We start from the raw sequence: 20,699 nt of genomic DNA on the forward strand, positions 1-20,699 counted from the left end.
AAATTGGGGTAAAAGTGTTAAATTAAAAACATATAGACGACAAGTGGAATAGTAAAAACAGAGATTAACGTTGTCATAAAGATTGTCTTAGCTGCTAATTCACTATCTCCACCATATTTATTAGTAAACAAGACAGCAGAACTACCTACTGGCATAGATAACATAATCAAAGTCAATCCTCTTAAATAATTGTCCTTGATCAAAAATGCAATAATTGGATAGGCAATGACTGGTAAAATCAGCTGCTTGACTAGTGTATATATATAAACACGCAATTCATTAAATACCTCTTTAATATTCATAGCACCAAGTGTGACACCGATAATAATCATTGCAAGAGGCGTTGTCATATCGCCTACCATCCCTGTAAAATCCGTTATAATCTTAGGTGCTCTTATATGCATCAAATAGAGAATAAGCGCTAAAAATGAACAAATCACGCCTGGTGTGATTAAGTTCTTTAAATTCAGTTTATTGTTTCCCTGCTGGCCAATCTCAATCAAATATACGCCTAGAGTAAAAAGCATAATATTAAAAACCATACCAAATAAGGATGTATGAAAAACAGAATCATTTCCAAATATAGCCTTCATAATAGGATAACCAATAAAGCCAATATTAGAAAAAACTGTCATAAAGACAAATAAACCTGTTTGATTACTTGGTACACGTAATAGTTTATTAATTAATAATCCTATAAAAGGTGTAATAAAATAAGTAACAACTGCAATACCTAAAATAGTAAAGATTGTTTTAGAGTCACTATATTTTTCTGTACATAATACAGAATTCAACACCATACACGGTGTTGTGACCGATAAAACTAGAGATGTGAGTTTACTATTGGTATTCAAATCTAAAATATTTACTCTATACAATAAAAAGCCTAACCCCATCAAGGCGAATAAAACAACCATCTGTCCAATAATCACATTTATATCCATAAAATCTCCCTTCTAAACAAAAAAAGCACAGGAATTCACCTGTGCCTCAAAATGTATCTTATCCAAAGAAACCGTCAGGCTGGATTGAGAAGTACATATAACTTCCTTCTGGAGTCTTCTTGAATAAAGACTTACAATGTGCAGCAGCATCTTCTGGTGATAATTCTGTTTCACATTCAAAAGTAGCCTTAATACCAGCTTTGCTTACATACTTTAATTCTACTTTGTCATCCTTATATCCATCAAAAAAAGTAATTAACTTCTGCACCTGTGCAGTCTGCATTAAAATTTTACATTTAGCCATAAAAATTATGTCCTCCTTCAATAACTAGAAACATTATACTGTATTCTTTACAAAAAGTGAAGACGCTTTCTTTTATTTTTACTTAAACTTTACCTGAGGGTCAATTCTTATTCTTTCGATATTTTTACACTTGTTACCATCAAAATGAAGCAATGTCGCACATAGCTGTCCTTCATCTTCAGCCACTCTAAAAGGTGTCATGATACCTTTTACACTACGTTCAATGATTGCTTCTTTTTCACAGCCAATAACACTTTCATACGGCCCTGTCATGCCAACATCACACTGAAAAGCTGTTCCGTTTGGAAGAATCTTTTCATCTCCTGTAGGAACATGGGTATGTGTACCAAGCACTGCACTGACACGTCCATCGACATAATAACCAAAAGCAATCTTTTCACTTGTCGCTTCACCATGAAAGTCAATGATATGGATATCACTGTCATCATCTTCTAAAACAGGTTCAATTGCCTCAAAAGGATTCTGTGGTTTACCATCCATAAATGTAAGACCAAGTAAGTTAGTTACCCTGATTTTCCTTCCTTTTACTTCAATGACTCTAGATCCTACTCCAGGCATAGCCTTAGGCTTATTTAATGGGACAACCAGCTTGTCTGCTTCATCTATATATTCAAAGATTTCTTTCTTAGAATAAGTATGATTTCCCATTGTAATCAAAGAAATGCCATGAGATAGTAATTCATCATAGTGTTTCTGTAGTAATCCCTTGCCATGACTTGTATTCTCACCATTCGCAATAACACATTCTACACTATACTTCTCTACAATTTTTGGTAGGTACGTTTCAATCATTTTACGTCCTGTCTTACCAAAAATATCACCAATAAATAATATATTCATTTTTATTCACATCCTTAACTAAAAAGTAGATAGGGATGATCCTATCTACTTAGCTATTTCATTAGCACGAATCTCACGGATCACAGTTACTTTAATATGTCCTGGGTAAGTGAGTTCGGTTTCAATCTTTTCTTTGACATCTCTTGCAAGTTTATGTGCTTTTAAGTCATCAATCTTTTCTGGATTAACGATTACTCTGATTTCACGACCTGCCTGGATGGCAAATACCTTATCCACACCGTCAAACTGTTTAGGTAATTCTTCAAGTTTTTCAAGTCTCTGGATATAATTTTCAATTTTTTCACTTCTACTACCAGGTCTAGCAGCTGATAACGTATCTGCTGCAGAGATCAGTACTGCAATAATTGATGTTGCTGGAACATCTCCATGATGTGATTCAATCGCATTGATTACAGTCGCATTTTCACCAAATTTCTTAGCGAATTTTGCACCTAATTCAACGTGACTTCCTTCCATTTCATGGTCAACTGCTTTTCCTAAGTCATGCAATAAACCAGCACGTTTAGCAAGCTGCTGATTTAATCCAAGTTCAGCGGCCATAATACCGGCAAAATGAGCCACTTCTAATGAATGCTGTAAAGCATTCTGTCCATAACTTGTACGATATTTCAACTTACCAATCATCATAACAAGTTCTTTATTCATTCTAGATAATCCTAATTCAAAGACAGCATCCTGCCCTGCCTTTAAAATAGTATCATCAAGATCTTTTTTAGTCTTAGCGACAACTTCCTCAATACGTCCTGGCTGAATACGTCCATCATGAATTAATGTTTCAAGTGATAAACGTGCCACTTCACGACGAATTGGATCAAAACATGATAATGTAATCACTTCTGGAGTATCATCAATAATCAAATCTACACCAGTTGCATTTTCAATTGCTTTAATATTACGACCTTCACGGCCAATAATACGACCTTTCATTTCTTCACTTGGAAGAGCAACTACACTGACTGTGCGTTCAATGACTTCTTCCTGAGAATAACGATTAAGGGCATTCGCAATAATATCTTTTGCGAATAGTGAAGCCTTTGTTTTTGCTTCATCTTCCTGTTCTTTGATATAAGCAGTGACTTCAGTCTCCATACGCTGTTCTACCTGCTTGAAGAGTTCAGCTTTTGCTTCCTGTGCAGACATTGCTGCAATTTTTTCAAGTTCGGCTACTTTTTCATCAATCTGATGCTGTAGTTTTTCTTCCTTGACCTCTAGTTCCGCCTTTTTCTTATTTAATTGTTGGCTTCTTGCTTCAAGAGCATCTTCCTTCCCCTGTAAAGAAATATCTCTACGGTCGATGTTCTGTTCACGTTGTAATAGCTTATTTTCAAACTTAGTCAATTCTAAGCGCTGCTGCTTTGCTTCTTTTTCAGCTTCAAGCTTATATTCATAAGCTTTTGTTTTTGCATCAAGCGTTGCTTCTTTAATTAGATTGTCTGCTTTTGTATTAGCTTCTTCAACAATTGTTTTGGCATCTGTATTTGCTTTAGAAATTTTTAAACGGATATATAGACAATAACATCCTATACCTAAAAGAAATACAAGAACATAGGTCAAGACTTTAATTAAGCTCATATATAAGTCCTCCGTGTCCTATGTATAAAAGTGCTAAAAAGCACTAGTTACATTATAAGGTATTTATATAAACTTTTCAATCATACAAACACGAAAAAAGCAGTCTTCCATTAAGACTACTTACTTGTTTTAAGGGGATTTGTCATCAATAAAGTTGTGTTGAACTTATCTAAAAGTTCCTCTAATTCAATATCATTGTTGTTTTCAATAAAATTATGATCTATGCATCCCATGATTGCATAAGTATAAAATAAAATAAGATCATCAAACTTTTCATCAGATATATCCACAATAAAGTTATCTAATAAGTATTCTGTAAATATTTTTTTGAAAACAACAAATAGATAATGATCCAACTGATTGCGACTCATTGAGAAAGCAATATGTCTAATAGCACGACGATTTTCTACCAGAAATTTCAAGGCTTTCTCTGAACATTCACTCCAGGATGCACCATCTTCAAACATTTGTTCAATAGTTGCTAAATGATCTTTAAAGATTGTTTCAATCAAGGAATAGATATCGGCAAAGTGATAATAGAAAGTGTTTCTATTAATACCACATTGATCTGCAATATCCTGGATAGTAATCTTATCAAGAGGTTTTTCCTCAACGAGTTCCAAGAATGTTTTTGTAATAAGTTGTTCTGTTTTCTTCATATTTACACCATACTTCAATAAAAGGCGGAATCATCCGCCTGAAAATGAGACTATTTACGCAGCAGCTTCTTCTTCAGTTCCAAAAAGCTGTGCTTTAACTTTTTCTTCTACTTCTGCAAAGATGGCAGGATGTTCAAGAAGGAAATTCTTCGCATTTTCTCTTCCCTGTCCAATTTTTTCACCATTATAAGCGTACCAGGCACCTGATTTTTCCACAATATCACCTTCAACTGCTAAATCAAGAATTTCACCATCACGTGAAATACCTTTACCATAGATAATATCAACCTGAGTTGTCTTAAATGGAGGTGCTACTTTGTTCTTAACAACCTTGATATTGGCTTTATTACCAACAATTTCACCATTCTGTTTGATCTGTTCACTTCTTCTAATTTCTACACGTACAGAAGAATAGAACTTCAAGGCACGGCCACCAGTTGTTGTTTCTGGATTACCATACATAACCCCAATCTTTTCACGTAACTGGTTAATAAAGATGACTGTGCAGTTCGTTTTATTCATAACACCTGAAAGTTTTCTTAAGGCCTTACTCATTAAACGCGCCTGTAAACCAACTGCCGCATCACCCATTTCACCATCTAATTCAACCTGAGGAACTAAAGCAGCAACTGAGTCAATAACGATCAAATCAATCACGCCAGAACGCACCAGCATTTCAGCAATTTCTAATGCCTGCTCACCACTATCCGGCTGTGAAAGAATCAATTCATCAATATCAACACCTAAATTCTTTGCATAGACAGGGTCAATGGCATGCTCTGCATCAATAAATGCAGCTTTACCACCCTGTTTTTGCGCCTGGGCAATCGCATGCAATGTAAGAGTTGTTTTACCACTTGATTCAGGACCATAGATTTCAATAATACGTCCTTTAGGGTAACCGCCAATACCTAATGCTTTATCAAGAGTTAAAGAGCCTGAAGGAATAACATCCACATCCACTGCTGTACGGTCTCCAAGACGCATAACTGACCCTTTACCAAATTTCTTTTCAATTTGACTGATAGCATCATCCAATGCTGCATCAGTATCTTTTACCGCTGACTTTTTTTCTTTCGCCATAAACATATACCTCCATACATATTCATACGATTATTATTTGTAAATTACTTCAAAATTTCAGAAATCTTCATTTTTCCAATCGCAATAGCCTGTTCCACAATCTGCTTGCGACTTCCTGACAGTTCATATTCATAAGTATGAACATCACTCTTATAGGCAATACCAATATAAATGAGACCTACTTTCTTGCCTTCCATGGCATCTGGACCTGCATTGCCTGTAAAAGAAATACAAAGATCTGTATCGAACATTTTCTGTCCATTAATGCACATAAGCCCTGCCACTTCATTAGATACAACACCATAAGTGTCAATGACTTCCTGAGGGATGCCTAACACCTTATGCTTGATAATGTTCTGATAACTGACAAGACTTCCCTTATAAACAGCAGAAACTCCTGGAACGGATCCAAGAGCTGCTGCAAAATTTCCTACTGTAAAACTTTCAACACTTGAAATAGAAACATTCTTTTCTATCAATAGTCTTACTATTTCTTCCATTTTACATACTCTCCATGATTAAATCTCTGTTCTTCCAGAAATAATCAACACCTGATAATAATGAAACACATGCGGCAACATTAATAACATAGTTTGCAAATGGAATATCCCATAATGCAAAGATTGGGTTATTTAATAGAAGAAGACAAATACCTACCATCTGAGTCACTGTCTTCAATTTTCCATAAATACTTGCAGCAAGTACTCTATTAGAGCCAGAGGCTACAAGACGAACACCATCCACAAAAGTATCTCTTAAAATCATAACAAGAAGTGCTAGAACTGACATCTTATTATTCCAGGCAAGTAAGATTAATGCAGAGTTAACAAGCATCTTATCTGCAATTGGATCAACAAACTTTCCAAATGTAGTGATAAGATGATTTTTTCTTGCAAGGTAGCCATCTAAAAAGTCAGTAATAGAAGCACCTAAGAATACAACAAAGGCAAGTAGCTGAATAACAGAAATATCAGTAAATAGGAAATGAATCTGAGGCACACTGATATCTGTATAATAGGGACATAAATATAAAATTATAAATACTGGTACAAGACACAAACGTGTTACTGTTAATCTATTTGGTAAATTCATCTTACTTCTCCAATGTCAAATAAGTATATTTCAATCCAGATTCAGCCTTTTCTTCGTCTGTTAATGGCACTTCAACATCATCAACATAAACCTTTACACCAGACTGCTCACCACTTACAAGTCTTAATGTATTGAATTCTGCAGTATTGAGTGTCACTTCAACACTATCACCTTCATTATATACCTTACCTTCAAATTCAGTATATTTAGCACGGTTTACATAAAGGCTTCCCCAGCATTTCTTAGAATATTCAACCTTTAACTTGAATGTTTCTGCATTAGAATCCTTTAATTTAAAATTATAATTTAAATCACTATTTCTAGTATAAGTAACAGCTGGTGTTTCATCCTTCTTTGGAGTTGTCTTGTCTTTCTTCTTTGATGGTTTCTTAGTTACTTCACCTGCTGCTGTCTGCTGGTCGGATGTAAATGATGGTGCATCAACATTTGACTTTGTTTTACTGATTGCAAAGAAAGCCACTAAGAAAATCATTGCCACTAATAATACAATAATAATCACTCTTATGACATTTAAATGACTTTTATTACCCATAACACCTTTATTTGAATTTGTAAACGGTGGCTTTGCAAAACGGAAAGCTTTAGCTTTTTCCTCATCTGCAGACTGTCTCTTCTTTACTTCCTCATTCTGCTGTTCTGCTTCCTGTAGTTCTTCTAACTCAATTTTCTGAGTAAGATTTAAATATTCGTTCTGTACTTCTTTTTCATCTATATCAAGAGCGCGGCAAATCTTTCTTAAATACATTTTCACATAAGCTTCTTCACCTTGATAATGATCAAAGTCACCATTTTCTAAATCTTTAATAATCGCAACTGAAAGCATTGTCTGAGAAGATAACTCTTCTACAGTTAATCCTTTCTCCTCTCTCGTTTTCTTTATTATTTCACTAATATTCATTTCAAAGCCTCCTTGCATTTATATCAAGTCTATTTAACCACAAATAGTGGCATTTTACAACTATTATAGACAGACAAAAAAAGACGGTTCCCAAATGGAAACCATCTATGAGCCTGCTCTTATAAGCCGTGTTCTGTTTTTCAACTCATCATTTATCTTAGATTACTCTACCTAGCATCCGTTCAATTCCTTTTGCTAGACTCCCCTACCAAAATTTGGGTTTCTGCCTCGCGAAGTTTACCCCTTTTCACCCTGTCATTTCTAACAGTATTCGTTTCTGTGGCACTTTATGGCTAGTTCCATATCTTACGACTTAGGCGTTCACCGTTGTCATTTCTGCCTGAGGTTATTAGCCTCAGCACGATCACTACTATCATCTCAGATAGTGGCAGCACGGACTTTCCTCTGTTTCCAGCGATCAGTTCTCGCAGACACATATTAGTCTTTATTTTTATGATAGACTTCTCTTTCTAATTGAGAAATACGTCTGAGGACATCGACATTGTTATTCAAGTTCTCTTCCATGACGCGTACATTATCTCTCTGTTCCTGTCTTTCTCTTAATAATTCATTGAGTTTTCTTCTTAAAGCACTATTCTCTTTTTGAAGACTTTCAATTTCATCATAAGAATCATTCAGCATAGATTGGAAATTCAGATAATCTTCTTTCACAATATCAAGATAACTATCTACCTCATTTGCGCTATAGCCTTTTGATTCAATAGAAAATTCTTTATTAAGGATTCTCTTCGGGCTTAATCGAATCTTGTTTTCCATCGTCTTCACTCCTCATAAATATTCTACAAAAAACAAGAATAATTGCAAGTAAAAGTTTCTTACAATGGAAAAACAGTGCATATACACGCCACAATCAAAGCCGGTAAAAGGTTTGCAACACGTATTTTTGTATTAAATACAAGATTAACACCTACACAAAATATAAGTATTGAACCTATATATGAGAGAGCACTCATAGCTGATGCAGTAATAAAAGGACTGATCAGACTTGCTAAAAGAGTGATTGTTCCCTGAAATAAGCCTACTGGTACAAAAGAGAATAAGCATCCCTTACCTAGAGTTGCACTCATGACAAGAATAATCACAGAATCGAGTATTGCTTTTGCGAAAAGAATAGAATGATCGGCATGAATTCCATCTTCAATAGAACCTACAACTGCCATCGCACCAATACAGACTGTTAAAGATGCTGTCACAAAGCCATCTACAAACTTCTTATCTTTCGCATTTCCAGTTTTTATTTTAAGCCATTCACCAAAGTGAATCATCTTGCCATCTAAATCCAGCATTTCTCCTACAATCGCACCAAGAGACAATGAAATAATCATCATCATAGTACCTGTTGTATCGATAGTGCCACCCTTTATTACAAGCATTTTACTTAATGCTCCTGCAATACCTATGAAAATAACAGCGACGCCATCTGCCTTCATCAAAGTATCCTGCATGGACTCCTTTAAATGATTTCCAAATACCATACCTGCAATACCCGCTATAATAATAGCACTGCAGTTAATAATCGTACCTAATCCAAACATAGTTATAAAAAAACTTTCATCAAAGATGAAAGTTATCCTTTAAGACCTCTAGACTGACGATCCATATCTTCTACAACGATGTCATAGATTTCACCTAATGTAGAACAATATTCTAATAACTGCCATGGTTCATTTGTATGGAAATGAATCTTAATTAAGTCTTCATCGCCTACTGCAAGAAGGCAGTCTCCTTTAAAATGTTCAGTGATGTAATCATTGATTTCATCTTCATCTAAGTCATGACCATCAATTAATAATTGTGTATCATATCTAAATTCTAAAGCCATATTAATAATCCTCCTAATACAAAAAGTATATCATTATTTGTATTATCAGTCCATTATGATAAAATACTTTTTGAGGTGATTCCATGAGAATACTAGGTATTATTACAGAATATAACCCCTATCATTTAGGCCATCGTTTACATCTTCAAGAAGCTAAAAAATTAATTAAGCCTGATTTAACTATATGCGTCATGAGCAGTTCTTTTGTACAAAGAGGTGAGCCTGCCATAATCAGCTATCAAAAAAGAGCTGCAATCGCAATAGAAGAAGGCATAGATATCGTTATAGAACTTCCACTTGTTTATGCCTGTCAGAGTGCCGATTATTTTGCAAAAGGTGCAGTGACATTACTCCACGAAATGGGAGTGACTGATCTTGTATTTGGCAGTGAGGATGGCAATATTGAGACATTCATAGAAATAGCTGAAGGCATTGAACAAGACCCTGATGCTTATAATATGAAAGTAAAAGAAGGCATGAAGGATGGATTACGCTATCCTGATGCTTGTAATCAAGCATTGCAGTTTATTTTAAATAAGGAAGTGAGAACACCTAATGATTTATTAGGACTAAGTTATGTCAAAGAGGTGGTTCATAATCAGTATCCTATTTCCATGCACTGCATTAAGCGTACCAATGATTATCATGCAAAAAATATTGAAAGAATTTCTAGCGCCACATCTCTACGCATTGCACTCAAGCAAGGAATTGATGTATCACATCAATTACCTGGCTACAATACATATAAAGACTCTCATTTCTTTACTCTCGAAGAGTTCTACCCTTATTTAAAGTATTTAATTACCTTTACTCCTCTTGAAGGGCTTCATATGATAGAAGAAGGTTTGGATGACCGCTTGTATAAAGTGAATCAAGAAACTTATAGTCTAGAAGAGTTAATTAACAGTTTAACAAGTAAACGCTATACAAGAAGCAGAATACAAAGAATGCTTATTCATATTCTTCTTCATAACACAAAAGAAGAAATGAAAAAAGCCATGGATATTGATTATATTCATATTCTTGGCTTATCTGCGAGTGGACAGCGTTACATCAAGACAGCTAAAAAGAATACTGAATATAAAATCATCACTAATATCACAAAACATAAGCATCCTGCTTTAGATATTGAAAAAAGAGGAGCACAGCTTCTTGATTTAGTGAATCCAGGCTTTTTTAAAGAAACAATTAAAGCGATTCCTTATCGTAAAATTGATTTAAAATAAAGGCAACACCATCATCATTATTACTTAAAGTAACATGATCCGCTTTTTCTTTTAAGTCATCAGGGGCATTGTCTACTACATAACTTACCCCTGCAATATCTAACATATCTTCATCATTATAATAATCACCAAAGGCGATTGTATTCTCTAATGGTATTTGATAATGATGGGCCACCGTTTGTATCGCATTGGCTTTAGTGGCTTCTTTATTGGTGATTTCTAGATAATAAGAAGCACTACGTGTTATATGTAAAGAAGGATATGTTTCCTTTAAATAAGAAGTGACATGATCAATAGATCCAATACAGACTATTTTATGAATGGTCTGTATTTTTTTTATGTCTTCTAATCCAATCTTAATCGATATTTTACCAATATAAGACTCTTCTATCGCATGATCTTTAAAATATTGATTTGTAGAATACCAGTTATTACCATCATAAATATTCCAATCTAAATCATCACAATAAGAACATATATCATAGACAATATCCGTTGGTATTGTATAAGAGATGATTTCATCCCCTAAAATAATCAGTGCGCCATTATGAGCCACCAGAGGTGCTTTATAAGGGACAAATGATTGAATACTTTCAGGAAGTCTTGAAGAGATAGGAATAAACAAATCATCATGTTCATACACCTTCTTTATAGCCTGTAATGTCATATCAGAAAGCGTATTATCACTATGAAGGAGTGTCCCATCTAAATCCGAAAAAATCAGTTTCATAAGTAAAAAAGATCAGTGCAAGCACTGATCTTAACCTCTTAACACGGCGTTATGGTCCTTCTTGCAGGCTTCAAGAATTTTTTCCATAGCTGAGTTGATTGTTGCGTCATCCAATGTACGAGATGGATCCTGGAATAATAGTGAGATAGCCAATGACTTCTTACCTTCTTCCATATGTTCACCTTCATAAACATCGAATACTTCTGCACTCTTTACAAGCTGTTTGCTTGCACGTTTGATTGTCTTAACTACATCTGCAGCAGGTACTTTAGAATCAACAACTAAAGCGATATCACGAGATACTGCTGGATATAGAGGAATAGCCTTGAACTTTAATGCACGAGTACGTAATGCAAGAATAGCTGTTAAGTTCAATTCTGCCACATATGTATCATTAACTTCATAAGCCTTTGCCTTTGCAGGATGTACCTGTCCGATAACACCTACAATTTCCTTACCCATCTTGATATAACCACTTCTACCTGGGTGGAAATCCTTATTGTCTGCTTCTACCTTTTCAAAAGTATAACGTGATTCTTCAATACATAATTTCTTGAATAATGTTTCTACGAAACCTTTCACAAGATAGAAATCAACGGCTTCCTTCTTACCCATCCAAGGAACATTGACATAGTCTCCACTTACTGCAATTGCTAAGTTAGATACTTCCTTGTCAGAATATGTATTCGCAATTTCAAAGATGTTAACATCCTTATTTGAATGTGCATTGTTGTAATGAATTGTCTGTAAAAGAGAACCAATAAGCGATTTTCTTGCAGCGCTTCTTTCTTCACCTAAAGGACTCATTAACTTAACTGTATTGTCTAAAGAATGGAATAAGTTGAATTCATTGACAGTTGCTTCACTTGTTAATGTATAAGTTAATGTTTCATGTAAACCAAGGTCTACAAGTGTATGTCTAATTAACTGTTCTTTAGACTGTTTTGGTGTTAAGACACCATCTGTCATATTCATAACTGGTAAAGTAGTTGGAAGATTATCATATCCATAGATACGTGCGACTTCTTCCACTAAATCTGCATCCATAGTAATATCATTACGATATGTAGGAACAGTTACAGTAAATAATTCATCTTCTAATGTATATTCAAAGCATAAGCTATCGAAGATATCAGATACTTCTTTTACAGTTAATGAAGTACCAAGTAAGCCGTTTACTCTTGATAATTCGATAGTGACAGTTTTTCTTGTTTCATCAAGAGGTGTATGTACTGTTTCATAAATAGTTTCAGCATCCGCAAACTGTACTAATAAATCAGTGCAGCGATCTAATACCTTTAATGAACTCATTGTATCAATAGCACCCTTGATATAATGCTGTGATGCATCTGTTAATAAGTTCATACGTCTTGCTGTATTTCTTAATGCAGCACCATCAAAAGTTGCTGCTTCGATAACGATATTTTTAGTATTCTCATCAATCTTAGTGTCATTACCACCCATAACACCAGCAACACAGCCAATGCCATCATCAGTTGATACAATAACATCTTCAGGTAAGATTTCATATTCATTTTCATCAAGAAGAACAGCCTTCTGATTGAATCCAGTCTTTATGACGAAAGCCTTCTTTACAAGCTTATCATAGTCATACATATGAATAGGCTGACCTGTTTCAACCATGACGAAGTTTGAGATATCTACAATATTATTAATAGGCTTGATACCTGATGCAAGAAGTGCATTCTGCATCCATTTAGGTGATTCTTTAGTTGTTACACCCTTCACTAATTTAGCACCAAAGAATGAGCATAAAGGAGTTTCTACATGAACTTCAATTTCACTCTTTTCTTCAGGATATTTCTTGATTTCTGGTAAAGTAACTTTTCTACCTAATACAGCAGCTGCTTCATAAGCTAAAGACTGCATAGCCATACAATCAGCTCTATTTGGCGTTAAACCAATATCAAGAATATAATCATCTAAACCAAGATAAGTTAGTGCTTCTGTCCCTACTGGTGCATCTTCTGGTAATACATGAATACCAGCTTTATCTTCTTCTTTTAATAAACGGCTATCTAATCCAAGTTCTGCAATAGAACAGATCATACCATCAGACTTTTCGCCTCTAATAGCACCTGAAGAAATCTTACCACCTTCAAGTTCACATCCTGGTAATGCCACAATAACCTTTTCACCAGCAGCCACATTAGGTGCACCACATACAATTTGTCTTACTTCACCAGGGGCAGTTTCTACCTGACAGATATGAAGATGGTCAGAATTAGGATGTTCAATACATTCCTTTACATAACCAACAACAAGCTTAGTTCCTTTTGCAAGAGGTCCTTGTCCTTCTACTTCTAATCCAATACGAGTGATCTTTTCTGCAAGTTCTGCAGGATCTTGATCATCTACTTTCACATATCTATTTAATAAATGTAAACTAGCTAACATATACTACTCCTTTCTTTCGAACTGTTCTAAGAATCTTAAGTCATTATTGTAGAAATCACGGATATTATCAATATCATATTTCAACATAGCAACTCTTTCTAGTCCGATACCAAATGCAAATCCCTGGTATTCCTTAGGATCAAATCCACACATTTCTAAGACATGAGGGTTAACCATACCAGCACCTAATACTTCAATCCATCCAGTACCTTTACACATAGCACAGCCCTTACCGCCACAGTTGGCACAAGAGATATCTACTTCTACACTTGGTTCTGTGAATGGGAAATAAGAAGGTCTTAAACGAATTTCACGCTTTTCACCAAACATCTTCTTAGCGAAAACATCTAATGTACCCTTTAAATCACCCATAGTGATATTCTTATCGATGACGAGTCCTTCACACTGCATGAACTGATGTGAATGAGTGGCATCATCATCATCACGACGGTATGTTTTACCAGGGCAGATAACCTTGATAGGACCTTTACCCTTTGCTTCTAACATAACATGTGCCTGTACAGGAGAAGTATGTGTTCTCATTAATGTATTTTCATCAATATAGAATGTATCCTGCATATCTCTTGCAGGGTGTCCTTTAGGTAAGTTCATTAATTCGAAGTTGAAATGATCTGATTCTACTTCAGGTCCTTCAGCTACCTTATATCCCATACCTAGGAATAATTCTTCTAAGTCTTCCTTAACACGTGTTAAAGGATGTACAGATCCTACTGGTAAGCGATTACCTGGTAAAGAGATATCAATATCTTCTGCAAGTAAACGTTCATTTAAAGCTTTTTCTTCTAAATAAGCTTTCTTTTCTTCAATAGCCTGTCCAATTTCCTGTTTAGTCTTATTTGAAACCTGTCCAAATGTTTTTCTTTCTTCAGGAGCCATAGTCTTCATTGATTTCATAGCAGCCTGAATAGGTCCTTTTTTACCAAGATAGAATACACGTAAGTCATTTAATTCTTTCGCATCAGCACATGCAGAAATTTTAGCAAGTGCTTCTTCCTGGATTTTTAATAATTCATCCATAACTTTCCTCCTTAAAAAAATAAAAAAGCCGTTCCAATAGGAACGACTTAAATCGCGGTACCATCCTAAATTCATATAGTATACACTATATGCACTTTATCACTTATAACGTCAGTGTTACGGCGGGGATTAGCCGCACTCCAAGGTGAATTCAATAATATCTTATAAGAAGATTTTCACCTGTCTCTTCCTCTCTCAATATAAGTATATTACATACTAGTCCTTTTCTTCGTGTTCTCAAGTATTATACCTAATTATTCGGAAAAAGACAAGATGAAATCTAATCTATCGAACAATCCGTCCTTTTTTTGCATTTTATATGCATCTCTAATAGTTATTCATCTGTAATTACATAATCTTTCCAAAACAACAAAAGCATTTTTTTAAATTCACAATCATCCAAATTTGGAAAATCTTTTACTTCTGAATATATCTTTTCTTTCCAAAATAATTCTTCAGACATTGTATGCTGCATTGAATACTTATTTAAAACCAACATAATTTTGTTCCTTGTCAGAAAAGAAATATCATGTTCTAAACAAAATAAACTTGTTGACTGAATTTCTTCTCCATATATTTCATGTAAAGCCGAAATCAATAATCTATTTTGTTGATATAATTTTTCCATTGATAATTTATAATCGTCTTCTCTCATATTAAAATAATGTCCCTTCTAATAACGGTTTTAATGCTTTTGTTATAGGTGTAAAAAATTTATTTATATTTTTTGCTACAGTTTTACCAGCCACCTTTTCAGCAAAATCAACTAATCTTGCCTTATTATTTATAGCTTTTTTTGCGATTTTTGTAAAAATATTACGTGAATTTTGATTTACAATATAATCACTTTCTTCTATCGGTTCCATATATTCAGTTTCATATTCTATTGTATTTATAGCATATACTGTCATTGGAAACAATGTAAAAAGCAGAGCTGCAAGCAGTCGATAAACACAAACCACCTACAACAATCATATTTTTCATAAAATTTTTTCTTTCTTTTATTTCACCATTTTTTATATCATCATATACATTAATTTTCAATAAGAACTATTGATTACAAAATCCATTTCTGAAATCTAATCTATCGGACAAGCCGAAAGCAAGGAAAATAGTAATTACACATACATTTCATGTAGATTTTTTATAAATTGAAACCCCCTTTCATTTGTTTCATATTTGTATTATGATACTTGAAGAAAGGGCGTATATAAAAATGAAATTTTCAAAAAGAATGGATCTCTTCGGAGAAAGCATCTTCACTACACTCGCAAATATGCGTAGTGAAAGAAAAAAACAAGGACTAGAAGTCATTGATTTGAGTATTGGAGCACCTAATATTCCTCCAACTCAGGAAGTCATGGAAACAATCGCAAATGAGGCAATGAAGCCAGAAAACTATCTTTATGCGATTAAGGATGCCGTTGATCTTCAAAACACTGTAAAAGAATGGTATAAAAGAAGATACGGTGTCACTATTGATCCCAAAACTGAAATGACATCATTACTTGGATCTCAGGATGGCTTAGCACATCTTGCTTTAACTTTAGTAGATGAAGGTGATATTGTACTTGTCCAGGATCCATGTTATCCAATCTTTAGAGATGGACCACTACTTGCTGGAGCTAAAGTTGTTACTATGCCTTTATTAAAGGAAAATGATTATTTAATTGATTTTGACATGATTGATGAAAAGACTGCACAGGATGCAAAGTATATGATTGTGTCTTATCCAAATAACCCAACATGTGGTGTTGCGAATGATGAATTCTATAAGAAACTCATTGTCTTCGCAAAGAAACACAACATCATGGTTCTTCATGATAATGCCTATAGTGAATTATTGTTTGAAGGACCCGGACACAGCTTCTTAGAGTTTGAAGGTGCTAAGGATGTGGGTATTGAATTCAACTCATTAAGTAAGACATATGGTTTAGCAGGTGCACGTATTGGTTTTGCACTTGGTAATAAAGAAATCATTGGAAAACTGAAATCATTAAAATCTAATCTAGATTATGGTATGTTCTTACCAGTTCAAAAAGGTGCGATTAAAGCATTAACACAGGATCAATCATGTGTAGAAAAAACAAGAAATGCTTATAAACATAGAAGAGACTTATTAGTCAATGGCTGTAAGTCTATTGGCTGGGATATCGATATGCCTAAGGGTACTATGTTTGTATGGGCAAAGATTCCTGATAAGTTTAAAGATTCTGAAACTTTTGTAAAGGAACTATTTGATAAAACAGGTGTTCTTGTGGTACCAGGTAATGCATTTGGCACTCAAGGTGAAGGTTATGTACGTATGGCTCTTGTACAAAGCGATGATACAATAGAACATGCATTAGACATGATGGATAAAAGCGGACTATTTAAATAGCCCGCTTTTTTTAAATAATATAAGGAATAAAAATCATCAAGCCAATAATAGCTGAAATGATTGCACTGATTAAAACAGCACCTGCTGCAGCGTCTTTAGAGAGCTTTGCAAGAGGATGAATATCTGGTGAGGCTAAGTCCACCACGGCTTCAATTGCTGTATTGACAAGTTCTAATGACAAAACAAGCGCAAATAGAATAAGACAGATCATCCATTCAATCTTCGTAATATGGAAATAGAAACCACATAAGATAACTGCACACATAAAAGAAAGATGTATTTTGATATTACGTTCCTTCTTTATTGTATGGATAATGCCTTCAAAGGCATGCTGAAAAGATTTTAAAAGAGATTGTCTAGTATGTGACATCAAATCTTCTCTCTCCTTTTTCTACAGGGATATCTTCCACTTCTATATCTGTGATATCTATCCATTGTTCATTTTTCATTTTATTGATAAAACGATTGATCTGTTCTATTTCTCCCTGTACTTCTGCTTCTACACGTCCATCAAAGAGATTTCTAACCCAGCCAGTAAGTCCTAACTGAGTCGCATTCATCTGTGCTCTAAAACGAAATCCAACAGCTTGTACTCTTCCTGAAAAATAGATATGCTGTCTAATCATAATGAGACCTCCTTAAATGTATACATCACAATACCTGCCGCTACACCAACATTAAGTGATTCCATTGTATCAATAGGAATATAAAGAGAGGCATCAGACATCGCAATTGTTTCATCTCTCACACCATTCCCTTCATTCCCCATAACAAATGCCATCTTATCTGTTGATTTAATATCATCAATAGAAGACGCATTATGTAAGCTTGTCGCAATGACACGTACCCCTAACTTCTGTAGTTCTGGAATAACATGATGCAAATCATCACGGACAATATCTAAATGAAAAACAGCCCCCTGAGTAGAACGCAATGCCTTATCATTGTATAAGTCTACACAATCAGGACTCATGACAATCTGTTTAAAGCCAAAGGCAAGTGCTGAACGAAGGATAGTTCCTAAGTTTCCTGGATCCTGTACACCATCTAAAATCAAGACACGATCATAATGTTTTAAAATATTATCCTTCTTATGGCATACAGCCATAATAGGCTGTGGTGTTTTAGTATAAGAGAGCTTTTCCATGACAGAATCAGACACAACAAGTACTTTATCCTGTCCTTCTAATGATTCATCTGTACTAATAACCAAGTCACATAGTCCTGCTTTTTTTGCTTCTTCTACCATGTGGAATCCATCCACTAGAAAAAGTCCTTTTTCATCTCTTGTTTTCTTGTTCTTTAATTTTACAAGGTCTTTAATTGTTTTATTATTCACTGATTGAATCATACATGCTTTTCCTCCAATATTTTCATACGTTTCTTATAATCAGGCATTCTCTTTTTGACTTCTGCATAGAATCGAGGAGAATGATTTGGTTCAATAAAATGACATAACTCATGCACAATTACATAATCAATCAACTCTTTATCTAAATAGACTAAAGAGAAATTAAATGTCACAAAGTTCAATTGATCATAACAGCTGCCCCATCTTCCTTTATATTGTTTAATTTGTATACGTGGCATAGGTCGATTAAATAAAGGAAGATATTCTGATGTTCTCTTTTTTAAATATTCATAGAGTATCTGAGAAAGATATATACTTAACGCATTTTCTATATACGAAGTATACACGTAGATACTATCTCCATGAATTGCACATTGTTTCTTCTTAATATCTCTGACAACTATTTGATATTTCTTACCAAAGATATAGACATACCCATCCTCTCTTAGATCAAAATAAGGAACATAGGAAGATAATCGTGCATATAAATCCTCTTCATTTTCATAGATTAAATCACGAATATACTTCTCACTCGTACCAACAGGTGCACTGACTTCTAAATAATTATCTCTGATCTTCACTCTGATTGTTTTCATCTTCTTAAATGAAACAATACAGGGGTATATATGTCCTTTTAATTCAATATTCCATTTTACTCTCTGCATTTTCTTATAAACTCTTCAAATATTTTCTGACTTTCTTTCTCTGTACACATAAACTCAGGATGCCATTGTACACCCCATACAAACTTCTTATTAGGTGCATAACATGATTCGACTAAACCATCTTCACTTATGGCCATAGGTTGTAAATCATTTCCTAGTTCTTTGATTGCTTGATGGTGACAGCTATTGACTGGCAGAATAGTTTTATTAAATAGACTCTTTAATGGTGTATCCTCTACAAGAGTAACTGTATGCTGCTTATTGTCATAAGGTGGTTTCATTCTGTGAGTTATAGTACTTTTATATTCTGATGGTAAGTCCTGATATAATGTTCCACCACATAATACATTAAGTAACTGATGCCCTCTACATATTCCTAATATTGGTTTATTTAAAGCATATACTTCTTTAAATAATTGACTTTCTAATGTGTCTCTATAAGGTGTTAAATCTCCACAATTTTCCTTCTTTTCTTCATGATAATAAGCAGGATCTATATCTGGTCCGCCAGTAAAAAGAAAACCATCAAAGTTCTCTGATAATTGTTTAATATCTTCTATATTTTCAATAAAAGGTAACATCACAGGAATACCTCCTGCATTCATAATACCTTTCAAATATCCTGGAAGCATCCAATAACTATCTTTTTTCTCATCAAATAAAGGTAATATTCCGATAATAGGTTTCATATAAATCAACCTCCAGAAACTATTATAAATAGTAAAAGAGCCTCTTTCAAGAGACTCTATTCATGACATATTGCCTTAATTTCTTCTAGATGTTCTAAAGCAAGTGCATAACCATAATCATAGATTCTTTGAATCTTATCTAAATCCTTTTCCATAGAATCAATTATGACTTCTTCTGTTGGTCTGAATACAAGTGCCTTGCCTTCTTTTTCTAGCTTGTCAATATAGTCTAATGTTTCATTATAGTTGATATGACGTGAAAGCAGGGCATCTTTAAGAAGTGGGTATTTACGAGACACAACCTGTGCTGCAAATTTAGTTGAAAAATTGAGTGTCTTCTTATAGCCCTTTGGTCTAGTAAGAATAATCAGAAGTTTCTTATTACCATCTTCTATTGCTTTCTTTACAGGAATAGAATCTGCAATACCACCATCAAAATATTCATTCTCACCTATTTTGATTGCAGGAAATACAATAGGAATAGCACATGTTGCCTTTAATACTGTACAATGACGATCTATTTTATGACCCTCTATATATTCTGCTTTTCCTGTATTCGCATTTGTGACACCTACAAGTACTTTTGTATGAGACTTATAAAATGTATCATAATCAAAAGGATTAAGTTCATTAGACATTGTTTCATAAGCAAACTTTAAACCAAATAAAGAATGATCCGTCTTATAGTTTCTAAGACCAATATAACGAGGATCATGACGATACGTTTTTAGTATCTCAAGATTTCTTCTAGGCTGTTTTGATACATAAGAAACACCATCAGTGATCCCTGCACTTACACCTATACAATAATCAAACATAATATCATGATCATTCAAACAATCCATAATACCACATGAAAAGATTGGTCTAAATGTACCACCTTCTAAAACAATTCCACTCATAT

At 34.2% G+C, this 20,699-nt stretch carries 25 protein-coding genes, 1 other RNA gene and 1 other annotated feature; of the genes, 2 read left to right on the forward strand and 24 right to left on the reverse strand.

Annotated elements, in window-relative coordinates:
- Positions 1–17 precede the first annotated feature (17 nt).
- The 13 genes from NQ499_RS09240 to NQ499_RS09300 all read right to left on the reverse strand — a co-directional run bounded on the left by NQ499_RS09240 (position 18) and on the right by NQ499_RS09300 (position 9,298).
- A complete protein-coding gene (locus tag NQ499_RS09240; RefSeq protein WP_006505480.1) occupies positions 18–944 on the reverse strand; it encodes an AEC family transporter in 927 nt (308 codons plus the stop codon).
- 58 nt (positions 945–1,002) lie between these two features.
- The gene (locus tag NQ499_RS09245; protein WP_006505479.1) at positions 1,003–1,248 is read right to left on the reverse strand and encodes a hypothetical protein; all 246 of its coding nucleotides are present in this window, start codon (positions 1,246–1,248) and stop codon (positions 1,003–1,005) included.
- A 78-nt stretch (positions 1,249–1,326) separates the two neighbouring features.
- Entirely contained in the window at positions 1,327–2,109 is a 783-nt protein-coding gene (locus NQ499_RS09250; protein WP_006505478.1) for a TIGR00282 family metallophosphoesterase, read from the reverse strand.
- A gap of 45 nt (positions 2,110–2,154) precedes the next feature.
- Positions 2,155–3,702 carry a ribonuclease Y gene (gene rny, locus NQ499_RS09255; RefSeq protein WP_006505477.1) on the reverse strand — a complete coding sequence of 516 codons (1,548 nt, stop codon included), beginning with the start codon at positions 3,700–3,702 and terminating at the stop codon, positions 2,155–2,157.
- A 116-nt stretch (positions 3,703–3,818) separates the two neighbouring features.
- Entirely contained in the window at positions 3,819–4,361 is a 543-nt protein-coding gene (locus NQ499_RS09260; RefSeq protein ID WP_006505476.1) for a TetR/AcrR family transcriptional regulator C-terminal domain-containing protein, read from the reverse strand.
- A 54-nt stretch (positions 4,362–4,415) separates the two neighbouring features.
- Positions 4,416–5,450 carry a recombinase RecA gene (gene recA / locus NQ499_RS09265; RefSeq protein WP_006505475.1) on the reverse strand — a complete coding sequence of 345 codons (1,035 nt, stop codon included), beginning with the start codon at positions 5,448–5,450 and terminating at the stop codon, positions 4,416–4,418.
- Between the two features lie 38 nt (positions 5,451–5,488).
- Positions 5,489–5,944, reverse strand: a complete 456-nt coding sequence (locus NQ499_RS09270) for a CinA family protein (protein WP_006505474.1) — start codon at positions 5,942–5,944, stop codon at positions 5,489–5,491.
- 1 nt (position 5,945) lies between these two features.
- Positions 5,946–6,536 carry a CDP-diacylglycerol--glycerol-3-phosphate 3-phosphatidyltransferase gene (gene pgsA / locus NQ499_RS09275; RefSeq protein ID WP_040389822.1) on the reverse strand — a complete coding sequence of 197 codons (591 nt, stop codon included), beginning with the start codon at positions 6,534–6,536 and terminating at the stop codon, positions 5,946–5,948.
- Between the two features lies 1 nt (position 6,537).
- On the reverse strand, positions 6,538–7,455 hold the full coding sequence (locus NQ499_RS09280) for a helix-turn-helix domain-containing protein (protein ID WP_040389821.1): 918 nt from the start codon (positions 7,453–7,455) through the stop codon (positions 6,538–6,540).
- 121 nt (positions 7,456–7,576) lie between these two features.
- Positions 7,577–7,881, reverse strand: an RNA gene (rnpB, locus tag NQ499_RS09285) — RNase P RNA component class B.
- A 12-nt stretch (positions 7,882–7,893) separates the two neighbouring features.
- Complete coding sequence (locus NQ499_RS09290) at positions 7,894–8,232, reverse strand: DivIVA domain-containing protein (protein ID WP_006505471.1); 339 nt, start codon at positions 8,230–8,232, stop codon at positions 7,894–7,896.
- 59 nt (positions 8,233–8,291) lie between these two features.
- Complete coding sequence (locus tag NQ499_RS09295; protein WP_006505470.1) at positions 8,292–9,011, reverse strand: DUF554 domain-containing protein; 720 nt, start codon at positions 9,009–9,011, stop codon at positions 8,292–8,294.
- 32 nt (positions 9,012–9,043) lie between these two features.
- Positions 9,044–9,298 (reverse strand): hypothetical protein, encoded by a 255-nt coding sequence (locus NQ499_RS09300; protein WP_006505469.1) that lies wholly within the window; start codon positions 9,296–9,298, stop codon positions 9,044–9,046.
- A gap of 83 nt (positions 9,299–9,381) precedes the next feature.
- On the opposite strand from NQ499_RS09300, the gene NQ499_RS09305 reads away from it, so the two are divergent.
- Positions 9,382–10,524, forward strand: coding sequence for a nucleotidyltransferase (locus tag NQ499_RS09305; protein ID WP_006505468.1), 1,143 nt, complete (start codon positions 9,382–9,384; stop codon positions 10,522–10,524).
- Here the strand turns inward: NQ499_RS09305 and NQ499_RS09310 are convergent.
- The 5 genes from NQ499_RS09310 to NQ499_RS09330 all read right to left on the reverse strand — a co-directional run bounded on the left by NQ499_RS09310 (position 10,487) and on the right by NQ499_RS09330 (position 15,576).
- Positions 10,487–11,254, reverse strand: coding sequence for a Cof-type HAD-IIB family hydrolase (locus NQ499_RS09310; protein WP_006505467.1), 768 nt, complete (start codon positions 11,252–11,254; stop codon positions 10,487–10,489). The genes NQ499_RS09305 and NQ499_RS09310 overlap by 38 nt on opposite strands.
- 30 nt (positions 11,255–11,284) lie before the next feature.
- Positions 11,285–13,672 carry a phenylalanine--tRNA ligase subunit beta gene (pheT, locus tag NQ499_RS09315; protein WP_006505466.1) on the reverse strand — a complete coding sequence of 796 codons (2,388 nt, stop codon included), beginning with the start codon at positions 13,670–13,672 and terminating at the stop codon, positions 11,285–11,287.
- A 3-nt stretch (positions 13,673–13,675) separates the two neighbouring features.
- Positions 13,676–14,710 (reverse strand): phenylalanine--tRNA ligase subunit alpha, encoded by a 1,035-nt coding sequence (gene pheS / locus NQ499_RS09320; RefSeq protein ID WP_040389820.1) that lies wholly within the window; start codon positions 14,708–14,710, stop codon positions 13,676–13,678.
- Between the two features lie 35 nt (positions 14,711–14,745).
- Positions 14,746–14,949: a binding site (T-box leader), on the reverse strand.
- Positions 14,950–15,044: 95 nt separating this feature from the next.
- Positions 15,045–15,365, reverse strand: a complete 321-nt coding sequence (locus NQ499_RS09325) for a hypothetical protein (protein WP_006505464.1) — start codon at positions 15,363–15,365, stop codon at positions 15,045–15,047.
- A gap of 1 nt (position 15,366) precedes the next feature.
- Entirely contained in the window at positions 15,367–15,576 is a 210-nt protein-coding gene (locus NQ499_RS09330; RefSeq protein WP_155812625.1) for a hypothetical protein, read from the reverse strand.
- A gap of 350 nt (positions 15,577–15,926) precedes the next feature.
- On the opposite strand from NQ499_RS09330, the gene NQ499_RS09335 reads away from it, so the two are divergent.
- Positions 15,927–17,090 carry an aminotransferase class I/II-fold pyridoxal phosphate-dependent enzyme gene (locus NQ499_RS09335; RefSeq protein WP_040389819.1) on the forward strand — a complete coding sequence of 388 codons (1,164 nt, stop codon included), beginning with the start codon at positions 15,927–15,929 and terminating at the stop codon, positions 17,088–17,090.
- Positions 17,091–17,100: 10 nt separating this feature from the next.
- On the opposite strand, the gene NQ499_RS09340 is transcribed toward NQ499_RS09335, so the two are convergent.
- Genes NQ499_RS09340 through NQ499_RS09365 form a run of 6 tightly spaced genes read right to left on the reverse strand, consistent with a single transcriptional unit; the run spans position 17,101 to position 20,697 of the window.
- Positions 17,101–17,460: a diacylglycerol kinase family protein gene (locus tag NQ499_RS09340; protein WP_006505461.1), complete on the reverse strand. Its 360-nt coding sequence runs from the start codon at positions 17,458–17,460 to the stop codon at positions 17,101–17,103.
- Positions 17,447–17,716, reverse strand: coding sequence for an acylphosphatase (locus tag NQ499_RS09345; RefSeq protein WP_006505460.1), 270 nt, complete (start codon positions 17,714–17,716; stop codon positions 17,447–17,449). Before NQ499_RS09345 ends, NQ499_RS09340 begins: the two co-directional genes overlap by 14 nt.
- Positions 17,713–18,441, reverse strand: a complete 729-nt coding sequence (locus NQ499_RS09350; protein WP_006505459.1) for a TrmH family RNA methyltransferase — start codon at positions 18,439–18,441, stop codon at positions 17,713–17,715. Before NQ499_RS09350 ends, NQ499_RS09345 begins: the two co-directional genes overlap by 4 nt.
- Entirely contained in the window at positions 18,438–19,106 is a 669-nt protein-coding gene (locus tag NQ499_RS09355; RefSeq protein ID WP_006505458.1) for a M48 family metallopeptidase, read from the reverse strand. Before NQ499_RS09355 ends, NQ499_RS09350 begins: the two co-directional genes overlap by 4 nt.
- A complete protein-coding gene (locus NQ499_RS09360) occupies positions 19,094–19,795 on the reverse strand; it encodes a gamma-glutamyl-gamma-aminobutyrate hydrolase family protein (protein ID WP_006505457.1) in 702 nt (233 codons plus the stop codon). The genes NQ499_RS09355 and NQ499_RS09360 overlap by 13 nt, the downstream gene beginning before the upstream one ends.
- A 56-nt stretch (positions 19,796–19,851) precedes the next feature.
- Positions 19,852–20,697 carry a patatin-like phospholipase family protein gene (locus NQ499_RS09365; RefSeq protein WP_006505456.1) on the reverse strand — a complete coding sequence of 282 codons (846 nt, stop codon included), beginning with the start codon at positions 20,695–20,697 and terminating at the stop codon, positions 19,852–19,854.
- Positions 20,698–20,699: the final 2 nt, after the last annotated feature.

It is taken from the genome of Catenibacterium mitsuokai (genome assembly GCF_025148785.1).
Taxonomy (GTDB): domain Bacteria; phylum Bacillota_I; class Bacilli_A; order Erysipelotrichales; family Coprobacillaceae; genus Catenibacterium; species Catenibacterium mitsuoka.

Coding starts and splice junctions, on each gene's coding strand:
- NQ499_RS09300 (WP_006505469.1), bottom strand. CDS start 9,298: ATGGCTTTAGAATTTAGATATGATACACAATTATTAATTGATGGTCAT.
- NQ499_RS09245 (WP_006505479.1), bottom strand. CDS start 1,248: ATGGCTAAATGTAAAATTTTAATGCAGACTGCACAGGTGCAGAAGTTA.
- NQ499_RS09260 (WP_006505476.1), bottom strand. CDS start 4,361: ATGAAGAAAACAGAACAACTTATTACAAAAACATTCTTGGAACTCGTT.
- NQ499_RS09305 (WP_006505468.1), top strand. CDS start 9,382: ATGAGAATACTAGGTATTATTACAGAATATAACCCCTATCATTTAGGC.
- rny (WP_006505477.1), bottom strand. CDS start 3,702: ATGAGCTTAATTAAAGTCTTGACCTATGTTCTTGTATTTCTTTTAGGT.
- NQ499_RS09345 (WP_006505460.1), bottom strand. CDS start 17,716: ATGATTAGACAGCATATCTATTTTTCAGGAAGAGTACAAGCTGTTGGA.
- NQ499_RS09335 (WP_040389819.1), top strand. CDS start 15,927: ATGAAATTTTCAAAAAGAATGGATCTCTTCGGAGAAAGCATCTTCACT.
- NQ499_RS09240 (WP_006505480.1), bottom strand. CDS start 944: ATGGATATAAATGTGATTATTGGACAGATGGTTGTTTTATTCGCCTTG.
- NQ499_RS09325 (WP_006505464.1), bottom strand. CDS start 15,365: ATGAGAGAAGACGATTATAAATTATCAATGGAAAAATTATATCAACAA.
- recA (WP_006505475.1), bottom strand. CDS start 5,450: ATGTTTATGGCGAAAGAAAAAAAGTCAGCGGTAAAAGATACTGATGCA.
- NQ499_RS09365 (WP_006505456.1), bottom strand. CDS start 20,697: ATGAGTGGAATTGTTTTAGAAGGTGGTACATTTAGACCAATCTTTTCA.
- NQ499_RS09290 (WP_006505471.1), bottom strand. CDS start 8,232: ATGGAAAACAAGATTCGATTAAGCCCGAAGAGAATCCTTAATAAAGAA.
- NQ499_RS09360 (WP_006505457.1), bottom strand. CDS start 19,795: ATGAAACCTATTATCGGAATATTACCTTTATTTGATGAGAAAAAAGAT.
- NQ499_RS09270 (WP_006505474.1), bottom strand. CDS start 5,944: ATGGAAGAAATAGTAAGACTATTGATAGAAAAGAATGTTTCTATTTCA.
- NQ499_RS09340 (WP_006505461.1), bottom strand. CDS start 17,460: ATGTCACATACTAGACAATCTCTTTTAAAATCTTTTCAGCATGCCTTT.
- NQ499_RS09280 (WP_040389821.1), bottom strand. CDS start 7,455: ATGAATATTAGTGAAATAATAAAGAAAACGAGAGAGGAGAAAGGATTA.
- NQ499_RS09330 (WP_155812625.1), bottom strand. CDS start 15,576: ATGGAACCGATAGAAGAAAGTGATTATATTGTAAATCAAAATTCACGT.
- pheS (WP_040389820.1), bottom strand. CDS start 14,710: ATGGATGAATTATTAAAAATCCAGGAAGAAGCACTTGCTAAAATTTCT.
- NQ499_RS09355 (WP_006505458.1), bottom strand. CDS start 19,106: ATGCAGAGAGTAAAATGGAATATTGAATTAAAAGGACATATATACCCC.
- pheT (WP_006505466.1), bottom strand. CDS start 13,672: ATGTTAGCTAGTTTACATTTATTAAATAGATATGTGAAAGTAGATGAT.
- NQ499_RS09350 (WP_006505459.1), bottom strand. CDS start 18,441: ATGATTCAATCAGTGAATAATAAAACAATTAAAGACCTTGTAAAATTA.
- NQ499_RS09310 (WP_006505467.1), bottom strand. CDS start 11,254: ATGAAACTGATTTTTTCGGATTTAGATGGGACACTCCTTCATAGTGAT.
- pgsA (WP_040389822.1), bottom strand. CDS start 6,536: ATGAATTTACCAAATAGATTAACAGTAACACGTTTGTGTCTTGTACCA.
- NQ499_RS09250 (WP_006505478.1), bottom strand. CDS start 2,109: ATGAATATATTATTTATTGGTGATATTTTTGGTAAGACAGGACGTAAA.
- NQ499_RS09295 (WP_006505470.1), bottom strand. CDS start 9,011: ATGTTTGGATTAGGTACGATTATTAACTGCAGTGCTATTATTATAGCG.